This is a genomic window from Herbaspirillum sp. VT-16-41 (genome assembly GCF_001994935.1).
GTDB classification, from domain to species: Bacteria; Pseudomonadota; Gammaproteobacteria; order Burkholderiales; family Burkholderiaceae_D; genus Herbaspirillum; species Herbaspirillum frisingense.
On record NZ_MUXB01000111.1, the window covers coordinates 1 to 17025 of the forward strand.

At 62.0% G+C, this 17025-nt stretch carries 14 protein-coding genes, 1 tRNA gene and 1 pseudogene; 8 read left to right on the top strand and 8 right to left on the bottom strand.

What is annotated here, in order from left to right; genetic code table 11:
• Positions 1–698 precede the first annotated feature (698 nt).
• The 3 genes from adeC to BTM36_RS14650 are packed head-to-tail and all read right to left on the bottom strand — an operon-like array spanning position 699 to position 6518.
• Positions 699–2150 (bottom strand): AdeC/AdeK/OprM family multidrug efflux complex outer membrane factor, encoded by a 1452-nt coding sequence (adeC, locus tag BTM36_RS14640; RefSeq protein WP_006465537.1) that lies wholly within the window; start codon positions 2148–2150, stop codon positions 699–701.
• Positions 2143–5298, bottom strand: a complete 3156-nt coding sequence (locus tag BTM36_RS14645; protein WP_077236880.1) for an efflux RND transporter permease subunit — start codon at positions 5296–5298, stop codon at positions 2143–2145. Before BTM36_RS14645 ends, adeC begins: the two co-directional genes overlap by 8 nt.
• An 11-nt stretch (positions 5299–5309) precedes the next feature.
• Positions 5310–6518 (bottom strand): efflux RND transporter periplasmic adaptor subunit, encoded by a 1209-nt coding sequence (locus BTM36_RS14650; protein ID WP_077236881.1) that lies wholly within the window; start codon positions 6516–6518, stop codon positions 5310–5312.
• Between the two features lie 580 nt (positions 6519–7098).
• Between BTM36_RS14650 and BTM36_RS14660 the strand changes: the two genes are divergently transcribed.
• A complete protein-coding gene (locus BTM36_RS14660) occupies positions 7099–7758 on the top strand; it encodes a TetR family transcriptional regulator (RefSeq protein ID WP_077236883.1) in 660 nt (219 codons plus the stop codon).
• 99 nt (positions 7759–7857) lie between these two features.
• Here the strand turns inward: BTM36_RS14660 and BTM36_RS14665 are convergent, their stop codons facing one another.
• From BTM36_RS14665 to BTM36_RS14675, 3 genes are all read right to left on the bottom strand, one after another.
• Positions 7858–8181, bottom strand: a complete 324-nt coding sequence (locus tag BTM36_RS14665; protein ID WP_077236884.1) for a rhodanese-like domain-containing protein — start codon at positions 8179–8181, stop codon at positions 7858–7860.
• Positions 8182–8199: 18 nt separating this feature from the next.
• Entirely contained in the window at positions 8200–8865 is a 666-nt protein-coding gene (locus tag BTM36_RS14670; RefSeq protein WP_077236885.1) for a protein-L-isoaspartate O-methyltransferase, read from the bottom strand.
• A gap of 205 nt (positions 8866–9070) precedes the next feature.
• The gene (locus tag BTM36_RS14675) at positions 9071–9700 is read right to left on the bottom strand and encodes a TetR/AcrR family transcriptional regulator (RefSeq protein ID WP_077236886.1); all 630 of its coding nucleotides are present in this window, start codon (positions 9698–9700) and stop codon (positions 9071–9073) included.
• 173 nt (positions 9701–9873) lie between these two features.
• On the opposite strand from BTM36_RS14675, the gene BTM36_RS14680 reads away from it, so the two are divergent.
• The gene (locus BTM36_RS14680; RefSeq protein ID WP_077236887.1) at positions 9874–10164 is read left to right on the top strand and encodes a YkgJ family cysteine cluster protein; all 291 of its coding nucleotides are present in this window, start codon (positions 9874–9876) and stop codon (positions 10162–10164) included.
• Here BTM36_RS14680 and BTM36_RS28375 read toward each other — a convergent pair whose 3' ends face one another.
• Positions 10165–10332: a hypothetical protein gene (locus tag BTM36_RS28375; RefSeq protein WP_166758416.1), complete on the bottom strand. Its 168-nt coding sequence runs from the start codon at positions 10330–10332 to the stop codon at positions 10165–10167.
• Positions 10333–10484: 152 nt separating this feature from the next.
• A pseudogene (arsC, locus tag BTM36_RS14685) lies at positions 10485–10835 on the bottom strand (arsenate reductase (glutaredoxin)); the annotation flags it as partial.
• A 296-nt stretch (positions 10836–11131) separates the two neighbouring features.
• On the opposite strand from arsC, the gene BTM36_RS14690 reads away from it, so the two are divergent.
• The 6 genes from BTM36_RS14690 (at position 11132) to trmB (ending at position 16941) form a co-directional block, all read left to right on the top strand.
• Positions 11132–11986, top strand: coding sequence for an undecaprenyl-diphosphate phosphatase (locus tag BTM36_RS14690; protein ID WP_006465546.1), 855 nt, complete (start codon positions 11132–11134; stop codon positions 11984–11986).
• 125 nt (positions 11987–12111) lie between these two features.
• Positions 12112–12984, top strand: coding sequence for an undecaprenyl-diphosphate phosphatase (locus tag BTM36_RS14695; RefSeq protein WP_077236889.1), 873 nt, complete (start codon positions 12112–12114; stop codon positions 12982–12984).
• Positions 12985–13022: 38 nt separating this feature from the next.
• Positions 13023–14867, top strand: coding sequence for a DNA helicase RecQ (recQ, locus tag BTM36_RS14700; RefSeq protein ID WP_077236890.1), 1845 nt, complete (start codon positions 13023–13025; stop codon positions 14865–14867).
• A gap of 247 nt (positions 14868–15114) precedes the next feature.
• On the top strand, positions 15115–15846 hold the full coding sequence (locus BTM36_RS14705) for a substrate-binding domain-containing protein (protein ID WP_077236891.1): 732 nt from the start codon (positions 15115–15117) through the stop codon (positions 15844–15846).
• A gap of 222 nt (positions 15847–16068) precedes the next feature.
• Positions 16069–16142, top strand: a tRNA-Gly gene (locus BTM36_RS14710).
• A 79-nt stretch (positions 16143–16221) separates the two neighbouring features.
• The gene (gene trmB / locus BTM36_RS14715; protein WP_077236892.1) at positions 16222–16941 is read left to right on the top strand and encodes a tRNA (guanosine(46)-N7)-methyltransferase TrmB; all 720 of its coding nucleotides are present in this window, start codon (positions 16222–16224) and stop codon (positions 16939–16941) included.
• Positions 16942–17025 lie beyond the last annotated feature (84 nt).

The window sequence follows — 17025 nt, forward strand, 5'->3', positions numbered from 1 at the left end:
AGAACCCTCGTTACGAAAGTAGCGAGGGTTTTTGCTTTGCGGCGGCAAAAACACGCACCCATCCCACCCGGCTGCATACAACTCAACAGGTCCGCGCTGATGAGCATCGCGCTCCCTGCTCTCATTAGGCTGACCTCGACTTGGGTTCCAGTGACGCGGATTGCAGAGCTGGTAAGGCGGACACTCCGTCGCCCTCATCCTGAACAGGGAAAGCCGTTCCTACGGGCTGCACGTCATCACTTCTGATGAACATGAATTGCGGCTGAGATATCGCCCGTTGAACCGGCCGGGCGAAAGCGCCGAGGCGATACAACCCCTTGATTGGATATCTTGTCCACCGCCTGTCGCGTCGACAGTCCGACGCATCGATGGCACGACATCAACTTGAAAACTTAGTATTCGGGGAACAAACAAGGCGCAAAGTAGCGTCCAGTGTGGCCTCAATAATTAGACAACTTAGTTTATGCACAGGGCACCCTTCGAGTTTGCGCAGGACTTATCTTATCCACAGCCCCGAGACACTCCCTCGAAACCCATCACTGATGACTTGATCGAGCAACATACGAACGAGCACTAACGAGCACTGAGTGACCTCACCCAGGCACCCAACCCTCTAAACCACTAGACAATAAAAAAGCCGGCAATGCCGGCTTTTTTACTTCCATCCACAACAAGATCTCAACAGATCGCCATAAAACTTACTGCTTGGCTGCAACACTCAAGGTGTTCTCGTTGATGCCGCCACCCAATGCCTTATACAGATCAATGGCATTGTTCAAGCGCAGCTGGCGAGCCTGGATCAAGGCCTGTTGTGCAGAGAACAGGTCCCGCTGTGCATCAAGCTGATCCAGTGAAGACGCAATCCCGTTCTTGAAACGCAGATCAGTCAGCTTCAGCCGCTCCTGCTGGGCCGCCAGGAAAGCCTCCTGCGCCTTGACCTGGTCATCCAGAGTCCCACGCGCGACGAGCGCGTCGGCAACTTCGCGGAAGGCCGTCTGGATGGTCTTCTCATAGCTCACTACAGCCTTGTTCTTGCGTACTTCAGCAAGATCCAGATTGGCGCTGTTGCGGCCGAAATCGAAGATGGGCAGCGAGAGCGAGGGGCCGAAGCTCCATGCGCCCGAACCACTCTCGAACAATCCACCCAGTGTGCTGCTGGCGCTGCCGAAGCTGCCTGTCAGCGAGATGCGCGGGAAGAATGCCGCACGCGCCGCACCGATGTTGGCATTGGCTGCCAGCAGGCTCTGCTCGGCCGAGCGGATGTCAGGGCGATTGGTCAGCAGCTCCGAAGGTAGTCCGGCGGGGATGTCGGTCACGATCTTTTCATCCGACAGCAGTTGCGCGGGTGGCAGGTCGCCCACCTTTTTGCCCACCAACAGCGTGAGGGCGTTCTCGGCTTGTGCACGCTGACGTTCCAACTGGGCCTTGGCCACACGAGCCGATTCCACCAGCGTCTGCGTCAGGCGAAAATCCAGCGCAGAACTGGCACCCACGTCGAAACGCTTTTGCGCCAGATCCAGATTGGATTCACGCGACTTGAGGGTGTCATTGGCCAGTTGCAGCTGCTCGGCATAGGAGCGCTCGGACAGGTAGGCCTGCGCCACCTGCGCGACCAGGCTGATCTGTGCCGACTTCTGTGCCTCTTCGGTACTCAGATAGCTGGCCAGCGCCGCATCCTTGAGGTTGCGCACGCGACCGAAGAAGTCCAGCTCGTAGGCTGGCACCGCCAGGCCCACCTGGTAGCTGTTGCTGATCACAGGCTGGCCCGTCAGCGACTGGCTGGCCGACGTACGGGTACGCGCAGCATTGCCAGTGACGTTCAGATTGGGCAGGAGATCGGCACGGGCGATCTGGTATTGCGCCCGGGCTTCTTCGATGTTGAGCACGGCAGTACGCAAGTCGCGGTTGTTCTCCAGAGCGGTCGCGATCAGCTGCTGCAGCCGCTGGTCGGGGAAGAACTGGCGCCAGCCCAGGTTGACAGCCTGCAGTTCGGCACGACCGGCGGCATCCGCCGGATAGGCGGCTTCCACCGGCGCTTGCGGACGCTCATAAGTGGGGGCCAGCGAGCAGCCCCCCAGGACACCGGCCACCAGCAGCGCTGCGCACATTTGCAGCAGGCGCGGCGAGCGCGGCAACGAGAGATTAGCCATTGTTGTTCTCCACATTGATCTTGGGCGAATGGTCAGCGTCGAACTTGCGCTGACGATCGCTACCCTTGAATATCTTGCGCACGACCACGAAGAAGATCGGCACCAGGAACACCGCCAGTACGGTCGCCGTGATCATGCCGCCCATCACGCCGGTACCGATGGCGCGCTGGCTGGCAGAGCCGGCGCCAGAGGCAATCGCCAGCGGCAGCACGCCGAGGATGAAGGCCAGCGAGGTCATGATGATCGGACGGAAACGCAGGTGAACCGCCTCAAGCGTCGCCTCGATCAACCCCTTGCCCTGCGCCTGCAAATCCTTTGCGAATTCGATGATCAGGATCGCGTTCTTGGCCGACAGACCCACCACCGCGATCATGCCCACCTTGAAGTACACGTCGTTTGGCATGGCGCGCAACGTCACGCCCAGCAGTGCACCCAGGATACCCAGCGGCACCACCAGCATCACCGCCAGCGGGATGGAGGTACTTTCATACAGCGCCGCCAGCACCAGGAACACCGCGATCAGCGACAGTGCATACAGGGCAGGAGCCTGGTTGCCGGAGGTCTTTTCTTCCAGCGACTGGCCAGTCCATTCGAAGCCGAAGCCAGGCGGCAGCTTGGCCACAAAGGATTCCAGCTCCGCCATCGCCTCACCGGTACTGCGGCCAGGAGCAGCGCCACCGGCGATCTTCATGGCCGGGTAGCCGTTGTAGCGGATCAGCTGTACCGGACCATTGATCCACTTCGCGGTGACGAAGGCCGAGAACGGCACCATGCCGCCATTGGAATTGCGGGCGTACAGGTTGGTCAGGTCTTCCGGTTGCAGACGACGGGTGGCGTCAGCCTGTACGATCACGCGCTGTTGACGACCCAGGTTGGGGAAGTCGTTCACGTAGGACGAGCCCAGCGCCGTGGACAGCACGCTGTTGATCGCCGAGAACGGCACGCCCAGGGCGTTGGCCTTGTCGCGGTCGATGTCCAGTTGCAACTGCGGCGCATCTTCCAGACCTTCCGGACGCACACCGGCCAGCACCTTGCTCTGCGAAGCCATGCCCAGAATCTGGTTGCGGGCCTGCACCAGTGCAGCGTGGCCCATCCCGGCACGATCCTGCAGGCGGAAGGTGAAGCCGGTAGCATTACCCAGTTCCGGGATCGGTGGCGGGTTCAGCGGGAACACGATCGCATCCTTGATCTGCGAGAACGCACCGAAGGCCTTGCCCGCGACGGCGTCGGCCGACTGCGACTTGTCGCGTTCGGACCAGTCCTTCAGCGGGGTGAACACCAGTGCCGCATTCTGACCATTACCCGAGAACGAGAAGCCCAGCACAGCAATGGCGTGTTCCACTGCCGGGTCCTTGAGGTAATACTCTTCGATCTTCTTGACCACCTCGGTGGTGCGCGCCGTGCTTGCGCCCGGCGGCAACTGGACGTTGGTGATGATGTAGCCCTGGTCTTCATTGGGCAGGAAGGAGGCGGGCAGGCGCACGTACAGCAGGCCCACGCAGGCCACGATCACGACATAGACGATCATGTAGCGGCCAGCCTTGTTCAGCATGCGGGCGATCACGCCCTGATAGCCGGCGGCGGTGCTGTTGAACTTGCGGTTGAACCAGCCGAAGAAGCCCTTCTTCTCGTGGTGATGTCCCTTTTCGACCGGCTTGAGGATGGTGGCGCACAGCGCCGGCGTCAGCGTGAAGGCCATCAGCACCGAGAACACCATCGAAGCCACCATCGACAGCGAGAACTGACGGTAGATCGCACCCACGGCACCGCCGAAGAAGGCCATCGGGATGAACACCGCGATCAGCACCAGGGTGATACCGATCAGCGCGCCGCTGATCTGGCCCATGGCCTTGCGGGTGGCGTCAGCCGGCGAGAGACCTTCCTCGCTCATGATGCGTTCGACGTTTTCCACCACCACGATCGCATCGTCCACCAGGATACCGATGGCCAGCACCATGCCGAACATGGTCAGCACGTTGATCGAGAAGCCGAACAGCAGCAGCGTGGCAAAGGTACCCAACAGCGCCACCGGCACCACGATGGTGGGGATGATGGTGTAGCGGATGTTCTGCAGGAACAGGAACATCACCAGGAACACCAGCACGATCGCTTCGATCAGGGTCTTGACCACTTCTTCGATCGAGATCTTGACGAACTTGGAGGTGTCGTAGGGGATGGTGTACTTCACGCCAGTGGGGAAGTACTTGGCCAGCTCGTCCATCTTCTTGTGTACGGCCGTAGCGGTGCCCAGCGCATTGGCAGTGGGTGAGAGCTGCACGCCGATGAAGGAGGAGGGCTTGCCGTCCAGACGACCGGAAGTGTCATAGCTCTGGCCACCGACCTCGACCCGGGCGACATCACGCAGTCGCACCGACGAGCCGTTGGCATTGGCGCGCAGCACGATGTTGCCGAACTGCTCGGGCGAAGTCAGCTGACCGTTCACCACCACGGTGGCGGCGATCTGCTGGGTGCCCGGGCTGGGCAGGGCGCCCAGTGTACCGCCGGCCACCAGCGCGTTCTGTGCCTGGATGGCCGCGGTCACGTCGGCCGGGGTCAGGTTCAGGCCGATCAGCTTGTTCGGATCGATCCAGATGCGCATGGCGCGTTCGGTACCGAACAGCTGTGCCTGACCCACGCCCGGGACACGCTTGATTTCGTTCAGGACGTTACGCGACAGATAGTCACCCAGCGCCACCGGATCGAGCTTGCCATCGGTCGAGGAAAGACCGATGAAGAGCAGGAAGTTGGAACGCGACTTGGTCACCTGCACGCCCTGTTGCGTCACCGCGGCCGGCAGACGGGCCTCGACGCGCTTCAGGCGGTTCTGCACATCCACCGCCGCCAGGTCCGGATTGGTTTCCGGCGAGAAGGTGATGGTGATCTGCACCTGGCCATTGGCCTGGCTTTGCGACTCGATGTATTGCAGGCCATCGGCGCCGTTCATTTCCTGTTCGATCAGGCTGGTCACCGAATCGTCCAGGGTCTGTGCGGTCGCACCCGGGTAGGTCGCCGTGACCACGATGGTCGGCGGCGCGATGTTGGGGTACTGGGACACCGGCAGGCCGGTGATGGCCAGCGCACCGGCCAGCATGATGAAGATCGCTAGCACCCACGCGAATACGGGGCGATCAATAAAAAACTTTCCCATCTGGCAGCCTCTTAGTTAGCTTTCGGTTGGGCGCTCGGATCTTGCTTGGCCGGTTGGCCTTGCGCTTGTGCGGGAGCGCCCGCGGGATTCCATTGCACCGGTTTGACCGAAGCGCCCGGGCGAACCTTCTGCAGGCCCTCCACGATCACGCGGTCACCCTCTTTCAGGCCATCCAGGACCTGCCAGTTGTTGCCACGCGCACCGCCCGTCTTGACCGGACGTGGCTCGACCTTGTTCTCGGCATTGACCACCAGCACCGACGAGCCGCCGGCATCACGCATCACAGCCTGTTGCGGCACCAGCAGGGCCTGTTCGTCCACTGCCTGTTCGATCTTGGTACGCACATAGGTACCCGGCAGCAGCAGGCGCTTGGGGTTGGGGAACTCGGCGCGCAGGGAGACCGAACCGGTGCTCTCGTCTACGCTGATGTCGGAGAACAGCAGCTTGCCCGGTTGTTCATAGGGCTGGCCGTTTTCCAGCACCAGGGTCACGCTGGCCTTGTTCTCGCCCACGCTCTTCAACTGGCCCGCCGCCATGGCCTGCTGCAGCTTCAACAGGTCGGCGCTGGACTGGGTGACGTTGACATAGACCGGATCGAGCTGCTGCACCAGCGCCAGCTGGGTGGCATCGCCCTGACCCACCAGCGCGCCCTCGGTCACCAGCGCGCGACCGATGCGGCCGGAGATGGGCGAGGTCACGGTGGCATAGCCCAGGTTCAGGCTGGCGGTCTGCACGGCAGCCTTGCCGGCGGCCACGTCAGCTTCTGCCTGCTTCTGGGCAGCGACCGCGTTGTCATATTCCTGCTTGGAGACGGCGTTGACTTCCACCAGCGGCTTGTAGCGTTGCGCCGTCAACGAGGTCTGCGTCAGGTTGGCCTGGGCACGTGCCAGTGTGGCTTGTGCGCTTTCCAGGCTGGCCTTGTACTGGGCCGGATCGATCTTGAACAGGACCTGGCCTTCCTTGACCTCGCTGCCTTCCTTGAAGACGCGCTTTTGCACGATACCGGCCACCCGTGCGCGTACTTGCGCCACACGGAAGGCTTCCACCCGGCCCGGCAGTTCATTGGTAATGGCCACGCGTTGCGGGGCGATGGTCACCACCGACACCTCGGCCGGCGGCATCTGGCCGCCTTGGGCGGCGGGTTTCTGTCCGCAGGCGACCAGCGCAGCGGCAACGGCGACGGTCATGGTAAGGCGCGTGAAACGACTGACTGAGCTCATAGATATCTCGCACGAAAGTAAAGTTGAAGCCGCCAGGGCGGCGATGAAACGAATTCGGTAAAACCGGTGATGACGATGATGCTGTGCCTGTCGTCGCCGGCTGAAGTTGGCGGGACGGCAGGATGAGGCATTGTTGCAATGCGAAAAATCCCCCGCCCGCTTCCCGGCTAGGGCGACGAATTTTTGCGAAGGACTTACGACAGGGGCTTGAAGCGGATGCTATTATACATACATTCATGTATGTATGTATTTCTCCAAAACATCACATTAATTTAACAAACTTGTTCGAAACGGCGTAGCTAAATATGAGCGATTCCTTGCATTTTCCTGCAGAAGGCACTCTGATACCGTTTCCGCAGTGTTGAAACCGAGCTCTTCCGCATGGCCCGTCGCGATAAGCGGGTCTCGGCAAGACAAAACAGATGGCCCGATATTGTGTACGACGAATTCTTTCCACTCCATGACAATTTCTGCTTAAGCGCGATTGTTCAGGTTCAAATAATGTTCACTGAAGATGTGCGCACGCAGCAAAGCTTGCCGATGGATGATTCCGACTGGATGCTCTCCGGAGGTTGCTGAGATGGCCCGTTCCACCAAGGAAGAAGCACTGGAAACGCGCGCCCGCATCCTCGATGCTGCCGAGCAGGTATTCCATGAACGCGGTGTTTCGCAGACCTCGCTGGCCGACGTCGCCAAGGCGGCCGACGTCACGCGGGGCGCGATCTATTGGCATTTCAAGAACAAGAGCGACCTTTTCGACGCCATGTGCGAGCGCGTGCGCCTGCCGATGGAGGCCGTGCTGGAAGAGAACGCCAGCCCGCAGGTGGCCGATCCGCTGGGACAGTTCCTGCGCAGCGGCATCTACGTGCTGACGATGGCCGCAACCGATGAGCGCTGTCGGCGCGTGTTCGACATCATCTTCAACAAGTGCGAGTTTGCCGATGCCCACGACCCCATCCTGATCCGGCAGCGTGAGTGCCACGTCGACGGTATGTTGCGACTCGAGCAGATCCTCGGCAATGCGGTAGCGCGTGGGCAACTGCCGGCCACGCTGGACATCCGCCTGGCCTGCCTGATGGCCCATGCGACCTTCAGTGGCTTGCTGACGGACTGGTTCTTTTCACCCGAGAGTTTTGACCTGGTCGTGGAAGGTGAACGCGTGCTGGCAGCGTCTTTGTACGCCTTGAAGGCGGCACCTTCACTGCAGAAAGTGCAAGAAGTGAAGGAAGTGGTGAGCTGAGCGAGGTAGGGAAGGGCGACCCGTAGAAGAAGGCAGGCCGCCTTGCCGCGCCATGCGATCCGGTCTGACCGGGCCACATGGCGGGAGGGAAGCGTCGACTCAGTAGGTCGGCATGGTCGGATCGACCTGCGTGGCCCAGGCATGCACGCCGCCACTCAGGTTGATGACCTTGGTGAAGCCCTGGCGCTCCAGGAAAGCCGCGACCTGCATGCTGCGGCCGCCATGGTGGCAGATGCACACTACCGGCTGTTCTTCGTCGAGCTCGGAAAAACGGCCGGGAATGGTGTTCATCGGCACCAGTTGCGTACCGGCGATGTGGCAGGTCTGGTGTTCCCAGGGCTCGCGCACGTCCAGCAGCAGGGGCGTGGGGCGGTCGGGATCATTGATCCAGGCGGCCAGTTCCGGGGCGGAGATGTGCTCCATGATGCTTTCCTGTCAGGTTCAGAACGTGAAGTGGGACGGCACCAGCGCTGCATGCAGCGGCTTGGCCATGGTTTCCACGATGTTCACGGTTTCAAAGACATGTTCCGAAGTGCGGGTGATCAGTTGCAGCTCCATCACCGGCGCGGAACCGACGATGGCCAGCAGGCGGCCACCCACCTTCAGTTGCTTGCCGAAGGCTTCCGGCAGCAGTGGCAGCGAACCGGAAATGACGATCACGTCGTATTCGCCGGCCTTGCCGTCGGCGCCGGTCCAGCCCTGGGCGCCGTTACCCAGTTGCACATCCACGTTGGCCACGCCGTAGTCGGACAGGTTCTGCTCGGCCAGCGCCTTCAGCTCGGGGGAGATTTCCACGGTGGTCACGTGACGCGCCTTGTGCGCCAGCAGTGCCGCCATGTATCCCGAACCGGCGCCGATTTCCAGCACGTATTCGTGCTTCTTGACGTTGGCTTCCTGCAGCATGCGCGCTTCGATCTTGGGGGCCAGCATGTTTTCACCGCCCGGCAGGGGGATCTCGGTGTCGAAGAACGCCAGGCTGCGATAGGCGGCCGGGACGAATTCTTCACGCTTGACGACCATCAGCAGGTCCAGCACATCCTGCGCCAGCACATTCCAGGGACGGATTTGCTGTTCGATCATGTTGAAGCGGGCTTGTTCGATATTCATGGCGGTGGCTCGATCTAATCTAATAGCGACGGAAAGGCAGCATTTTATCAAACACCGCCCAGCTAATCAGCCCATCTATGCCGGGAAAAAGCGGCGGCCGGCGCTTCTGTTGCGGGTTTTCCTCAATGCAATGCGAGTATGGGCCTGTTGTTGCGTGCCGATCCGGGGGCGGATGCGTAGCGGGCGGCCATCTGTAGCCCGTGCTTCAGGCCTTCAGCCCATTGAGGCAGAGGTCGATCATGTTCTCCAGATAGCTGCGTGGATCGATCGGGGCCACTGCACAGGGGGCCAGTGACTGATCCCAGAGCATGAGCATGACCACCGGAGCCACGATGACCTTTTTCATCGCTTCTGCATCGATCTGTCTGAACTCCCCGCATGCCATGCCGCGCTCCAGCACGCGGACCACGGTGGCGTCGCCCCGGGCAGTGATTTCTTCATGGTAAAAACGCGCAAGTTCGGGGAAGTTGCCGGATTCGGCCATCATCAGCTTGGCGATGCCCATCACCCCGGAGTGCGAGGCGGCCTCCCACCAGTGCATGATCAGGTCGCGCAGCAGGTCGGCACTGCTGCCGGCGTGGCCGGCGATGCGCGCTTCGGCCTGATCCAGCAGCGGCAGCATATTGGTGCGCACCACCGACTTGAACAGGCTTTCCTTACTGTCGAAGTAGAGATAGAGGGTGCCCTTGGAAACACCGGCGCGGGTAGCCACATCTTCCAGGCGGGTCGCTGCATAGCCGCGCTCCACGAACAATTCCAGGGCCGCCGCCAGCAATTCCTGGGGGCGGTCCTGCTTGCGTCGTTCCCAACGCGGTTCTTTGGATAAGGCAGACATGAGAAGCAAAATGACCGGGACGGGGCACTGTAAGTGGCAAGCTGCGCCGACGTCAAGCCGCTGGCGCAAGCGCGGCACAAGCAGGACGCAAGCAGTGTGACAGCGGTGGGCTTTCACTGCCCGCAGGCAGCGATGGACTACAATGCAGGCCCACCGTCCCACCAGGAAGCCCCATGAAGTGCCGAGATGCCTGCGGCGCCTGCTGCATCGCCCCCTCCATCACCAGCCCGATCCCCGGCATGCCCGACGGCAAGCCGGCCAACGTGCCGTGTGTGCAATTGGATCAGGACATGCGATGCAAGATATTCGGACAGGCCGGGCGACCGGCTTTCTGCGCAGGGCTGCAGCCTTCGGCAGAGATGTGCGGCGACGACCGTAGCCAGGCCATCGCCTGGCTTACAAGTCTGGAGGCGCTGACTGCGCCCGCGCCACAACCCGACGGCGGTAGACTCGCCCCTAAGTAGTTAGTAGGCTTCCTCGCGCCGCCGTCGCGCTTCATCGCGGATATCTTCGATGAGGCGCCGGGTATCCACCTTTTCCTTGAGGTGGGCGGCATGGGCTTCTCGGCTGATCGGAGCGATGGTCGTCAGCTCCTTCAGATCGGCAGTACTTTCTTCGTGTCGATGATGCACCGCTGCTCCTGATTCGATGGGGAGAGAACTCCCGCGTTGTACCACGGATCAGCCAAGTATAGCGCGATTGAGGTCAAATGACTGCCGATACGGTGCGGATACCGTCCCGATGCCTCCCGATTGCGTTCAGGAAATGTCAGGAAGGAAGCTCAGGGAAAGATTTCCGCCAGCCGCTCGCTGGGACGCACCAGCATCGTTCCCTTGGGCGCGACAACGATAGGGCGGTTGATCAGCACAGGATGTTCCAGCATGGCATCGATCAATTGCTCATCGCTGACCGTGGCCGCATCCAGCCCGAGTTCCTGGTACAGCGCTTCCTTGGTCCGCACCACCTCGCGCACCGGCACGCCCATGGCGGCGATCAGCTGTTTGAGGGTCGCCCGGTCCGGCGGGGTCTTCAGATATTCAATGATGGTCGGCTCGACGCCGCCGTCCCGCAGCGCCTGCAGCACATTGCGCGAGGTGCCGCAACGCGGGTTGTGATAGATGGTGAAAGCGCTCATGCAGATTCCCGCAGGTGAATGAAAAACCGCATGGTAGCGCGTTATTACCAAAGGAAAACGCGAGTTTTGTCACGTTGCTAAGGTAGAATCCGAATTTGTTGCACTGCACCGACTGCACTTTTTTCAGGTTCGTGCGGTCGAAACGCCGGTTTGCACCGATGCGGGCTTGTCGATGTGCCTTCTTGAGGGTGCAATTGAACGATTCCGGCCATATCGGTACCGATTTCGCTGGCCAGCCTGCGTGATCAGCACCATTTCCCTTCAACTCCTCAGAAAAAGCCACCCCCAGCTACCGTATGGATACCATCCTCGCGCTCAAGGCGCTCATCATGGGCATTGTCGAAGGCCTGACCGAATTCCTTCCCATCTCCTCCACCGGCCACCTGATCCTGGCCAACAGCCTCCTGCAATTCACCGGCCCCTCTTTCTCCAAGGAAAAAGCCGACGTCTTCGAAATCGTGATCCAGGCCGGTGCCATCCTCGCCGTCTGCTGGGAATATCGCGTGCGCATCGCCACTGTCCTCTGCGGCATGTTCACCGACCGCAAGGCGCAGCGCCTGGTCATCAACCTGATCATTGCCTTCCTGCCGGCCGCCATCCTGGGCTTTTTGTTCAGTCGCCGTATCAAGGAAGTGCTGTTTAATCCAGTCTCGGTGGCCATTGCCTTCATCGTCGGCGGCCTGATCATCCTGTGGGTGGAGCGCCGTAACAAGGATCGCATGAGCATGGCCTCGGCCCGCGTCGAAACCGTGGACGACATGACCCCGCTGGACGCGCTGAAGGTCGGCATCGCCCAGGCCTTCGCCCTGATCCCCGGCACCAGCCGCTCCGGTGCCACCATCATCGGCGGCATGATGTTCGGCCTGTCGCGCAAGGCCGCTACCGAGTTTTCCTTCTTCCTGGCCATCCCGACCCTGTTCGCCGCCACCATCTATTCGCTCTACAAGGAGCGCGCGCTGCTGTCGGCGGCCGACGTCCCCCTGTTCACGGTGGGCACGGTTGCCGCCTTCGTCTCCGCCTTCCTGTGCGTACGCTGGCTGCTGCGCTACATCAGCTCGCACGATTTCACGATCTTCGCCTGGTATCGCATCGTCTTCGGCATCATCGTGCTGGTCACCGCCTACACCGGCGTGGTGGCCTGGGTCGAGTAAAACGCCCGCGTCAGGACCCTGTCAGCCAGCGCCGCCTGCGGCGCGGTACACTGCAGCACCCGCCGCCGGCCTCGACGCCGGCGGCGTTCACAACTCTCTTTCGCCACCCCCTTCAGAGCACACCCATGGCCAACGTCTGCAGCGCCGGGCTTGATATCGGCTTTGCCTCCCTGAGCTACGCGCAGATCGGTTTCCTCGGCATCGTCCAGGGCATCACCGAACTGCTCCCCATTTCCTCCACCGCCCACATGCGCATCGTGCCGGCCTTTCTCGGCTGGCATGATCCGGGTTCTGCCTTCTCGGCCGCCATGCAGCTCGCAGCCCTGGCCGCCGTGATCAGCTACTTCCGGCGCGATGTATCGGCCGTCACCGGCGGCAGCCTGGCGGCCTGGCGCCGTCGCGATTTCAGCGACCCCATGTTCAAGCTGGCCGTGGCCATCATCCTGGCGACCATCCCCATCGGCATTGCCGGCCTGGCGCTGTCGCACGTACTCAACGCCTGCGGCTCGCCGCTGCGCAGCCTGTCCGTGATCGGCTGGTCCTGCATCGTCATGGCGCTGCTGCTGGCACTGTCCGAACTGGTCTGCCGGCATCGCCGCAGCGTCGACCAGATGCGCCTGCGCGACGCCCTTATCGTCGGCCTGGCCCAGGTCGGCGCGCTGATCCCGGGCGTTTCCCGCTCCGGTTCCACGCTCACCGCGGCCCTGTTCCTCAATTTCCGCCGGGAAGAGGCAGCGCGCTTCTCCTTCCTGCTGGGGCTGCCGGCCATCGCCCTGGCGGGCCTCAAGGAACTGGCCGTGCTGCTGCACGCCCACATCCCCCTGGAAGCCTGGGGTGTCCTGCTGTTCGGCCTGGCCGTGGCGAGCGTCTCGGCCTTTGCCGCCATCTGGGGATTGATGAAATTCCTGGAGCGTTTCTCGACCTGGCCCTTCATCATCTATCGAGCCGTACTGGGTGTTTTCCTGTTGTTCGCGGTGTCCCGGGGCTGGCTGCAATAAAATAGCGCCTTCGCTACGCAGCAGCTTCAGGTTTTTCCATGGTCGATTTCGATTCCCTGCCCGCCGGCGCCACCCAGCAAGAACGCGCATTGCATGTGCTGGAGACGGTGTTCGGTTATTCGTCCTTTCGCGGTCATCAGGGCGAGATCGTCCAGCACGTCGCCGGCGGCGGTGATGCCCTGGTGCTCATGCCCACCGGCGGCGGCAAGTCGCTGTGCTACCAGGTACCGGCCTTGCTGCGCGCCGGCACCGGCGTGGTGGTCTCGCCGCTGATCGCCCTGATGCAGGACCAGGTGGACGCGCTGGCCGAAGTCGGCGTGCGCGCCGCCTTCCTCAATTCCACCCAGAGCTTCGACGAAGCCATGCAGATTGAGCGCCGCCTGCGCCAGGGCGACCTCGACCTGCTCTACGTCGCCCCCGAACGGCTGATGACGCCGCGCTGCCTGGAACTGCTCGAATCCTCACGCATCTCCCTCTTCGCCATCGACGAAGCGCACTGCGTCTCGCAATGGGGCCACGATTTCCGGCCGGAATACATCAAGCTGTCGGTACTGCACGAGCGCTTCCCGCAGGTGCCGCGCATCGCCCTGACGGCGACCGCCGACCAGCAGACCCGCGAAGAAATCATCCACCGCCTGCAACTCGAAGATGCACGCCAATTCGTTTCTTCCTTCGATCGCCCCAACATCCGCTATCAGATCGTGGAAAAGGCCAACGGTCGCAAGCAGCTGCTGGACTTCATCAAGAGCGAACACCCCGAGGATGCCGGCATCGTCTATTGCCTCTCGCGCAAGAAGGTCGAGGAAACCGCCGAATTCCTGCGCGGCGAAGGCATCAATGCCCTGGCCTACCATGCCGGGATGGACTACGCGCTGCGTACCGCCAACCAGGCGCGCTTCCTGCGCGAGGACCGGATCGTGATGGTCGCCACCATCGCCTTCGGCATGGGTATCGACAAGCCCGACGTACGCTTCGTCTGCCACCTGGACCTGCCCAAGAGCGTGGAAGGCTATTACCAGGAAACCGGCCGCGCCGGCCGTGACGGCTTGCCCGCCGACGCCTGGATGGCCTATGGCCTGCAGGACGTGGTGCAGCAGCGCCGCATGATCGACGAATCCGAAGCCGACGACGCCTTCAAGCGCGTACAGAGCACCAAGCTCGACGCCATGCTGTCCCTGTGCGAAACCCTGCACTGCCGGCGCGTGCACCTGCTCGATTACTTCGGCGAGAAGTCCGGCCCCTGCGGCAATTGCGATACCTGCCTCACCCCCCCGGTGTCCTTCGATGCCACCGTCGAGGTGCAGAAGCTGCTGTCCACCGTCTATCGGGTTGACCAGCGCTTCGCGCCTGGACATGTGATCGAGGTGCTGCGCGGTATCGATGGCGAACGCGTCAAGCAGTGGCGGCACGACCAGCTCTCCGTCTTCGGCGTCGGCAGCGATCGTGGCGAAGCCGAATGGCGCGCCATCCTGCGCCAGGTCATCGCCCTGGGACTGCTGACGGTGGATGCCGAGAACTACAGCGCCCTCAAACTCACCGAAGCTGCCCGGCCGGTGCTGCGGGGTGAACAGCAGGTGCAATTGCGCCGTTACCGCAAGCCGGAAAAGGCCAAGCGCAGCTCCCAACGTTCCGGTTTCGTCGAGACCGATCTCAACACCGAAGAACAGGCGCTCTTCGAAAAACTGCGCTGGTGGCGCGTCGAAACCGCGCGCGCCCACAACGTCCCGGCCTACGTCATCTTCCACGATGCGACCATGCGCGAAATCGCCAAGGCCCGACCGCAATCGCTGGACGACCTGCGCCACGTCACCGGCGTGGGCGAGAAGAAGCTGGAAACCTACGGCGATCAGATCATCGCATTGATCGCAGAAATGCAGGCCTGAGCGGGGCGGGTGATGGATCGGGATTGTCGTCGCCATCGGCGCAATCCGGTCCAGTCCGTTCTACGTCAACGTCGCCGGTCGTCTTCATGCAAGGCCTGCCAGCAGGGAACAAACGCCCCACCTTCACGCGTCGTATAATCAGCGCCGACGCGCTTTCTGCTTTCCTTCCGCTGTTCCCATCCGCTGCACTTCCACCTCTGGAGAAATCGTGCGCCCGTTCTGTCTCCCGCTTCTTGTAGCCGCCGCCTTGTCCGCCCTGATCGCACTGCCCGCCGCGGCCGACGATCTCAAGATCCTTGCTGCCGGCGCCATTGCACCCGTCGTCCGCACCGTGGCAGCCGACTTTGAGCAGCGCAGCGGCATCCATGTGACAGTGGAAAACGCCACCGCGGGCGTCATGGACAAACGTGTGCGCTCAGGCGCCGCTTTTGATGTGCTCGTCGTGCCAGACGGCGTATTGAATGGCCTGGGCAAGGATGGCTATCTCAACCTGGCAAGCAGCCGCCCGATTGCCCGCGTGGGCATCGCGGTTGCGGTAAAGCAGGGCGCCCCGTCGCCGGCCATCGCCACCGTCGCCCAGTTCAGGAAGGCATTGCTGGACGCGCCCTCGGTAGCGCTGATCGATCCCAAGGCCGGAGGGTCAAGCGGGATCTATCTGGAAAAACTGTTTGAGAAACTCGGGATCGCCGCCCAGATGCATGCCAAGGAAGTCCTGGTGCCTGGCGGTCTGGTGGCCGAAAAGCTGGTCGATGGCAGCGCCGCGCTGGCACTGCATCAGCAGAGCGAAATCCTGCAGGTCAAAGGCGCCCGCCTGGTCGGCCCCTTACCCGCCGCCATCCAGAACTACACCGTCTATGCCGGTGCAGTGGGTGCGCACTCTGCTTCTGCCGTCGCCGCACGTGCCTTTCTGACGATGTTTGCAGAGCCGGCGACGCGCAAGGCGATTGAGGAGCATGGGTTGTCGCCGGAAGATCGTTGAGGGGTGGATGAGCCCGATTCAGCATCGTCATGCGCCACTGATCGTCGAGTCAGGCCTGTGAGGTAGCGAACCGCTTCCATCAGCTCAAGCATGTGCAGATCGCTGCGTGCTGGACAGGCTGGCCGCGGTCCTGACGATGCAGGCTTCTCGTCAATCCTCCCCTTGGCCAATCCCCGATGCTGGAAAAGACCCGCCGTAACCCGGTATAATGCCCACCCACACGCGGGTGTAGCTCAATGGTAGAGCAGAAGCTTCCCAAGCTTAAGACGAGGGTTCGATCCCCTTCACCCGCTCCATACCGCATGCGGCCTGCCGCCGGAAGCCTCCGGCACAAGAGGGGGTCAGGGCCGCGCTTCACCGATTCACGAGTCATCCATGTCTGAGAACAAATCCGGCAAGCCGCTTTTCTATGATCCGAGCGAGCGCCGCATCCGCAGCTTCGTCACGCGCACCGGGCGCGTCTCCAATGCACAGGGCCGTGCGCTGGAAGAGCTGGGGCCGAAATTCATGCTGCCCTATGCCAAGCAAGCCCTGGATCTGCAGGCCGCTTTCGGCCGCTCGGCGCCGACCGTGCTGGAGATCGGCTTCGGCATGGGCGAGACCAGCGCCAAGATCGCTGCATTGATGCCGGAAAAGAATTTCATCGGCGTGGAAGTGCATACGCCCGGCGTGGGCAGCTACCTGAAGCTGGCTGGTGAAGGCAACCTGGATAACGTGCGCATCATCCAGCACGACGCCGTGGAAGTGCTCAACAACATGATCGTGCCAGGCGCCCTGGCGGGTGTGCACGTGTTCTTCCCCGATCCCTGGCACAAGGCGCGCCACAACAAGCGCCGCCTGATCCAGGCGCCGCTGGTGCAGCTGCTGAGCTCGCGCCTGGCCGTGGGCGGTTACATCCACTGCGCCACCGACTGGGAAGACTATGCGATCCAGATGCTGGACGTGCTGGGTGCGGAGCCTACGCTGAAGAACACCTCCACCGATCCTTCGGGCTATGCACCGCGTCCGGATTATCGTCCCACCACCAAGTTCGAGAACCGTGGCCTGCGTCTGGGGCATGGGGTCTGGGACCTGGTGTTTGAAAAGCTGGCGTAAGCCCGGTAACCCGGCGTCGGGGCAAAAAATGAAAAGGCATGTCGAATTTCGACATGCCTTTTTTCCTTACGCCGCCAGCGTTTC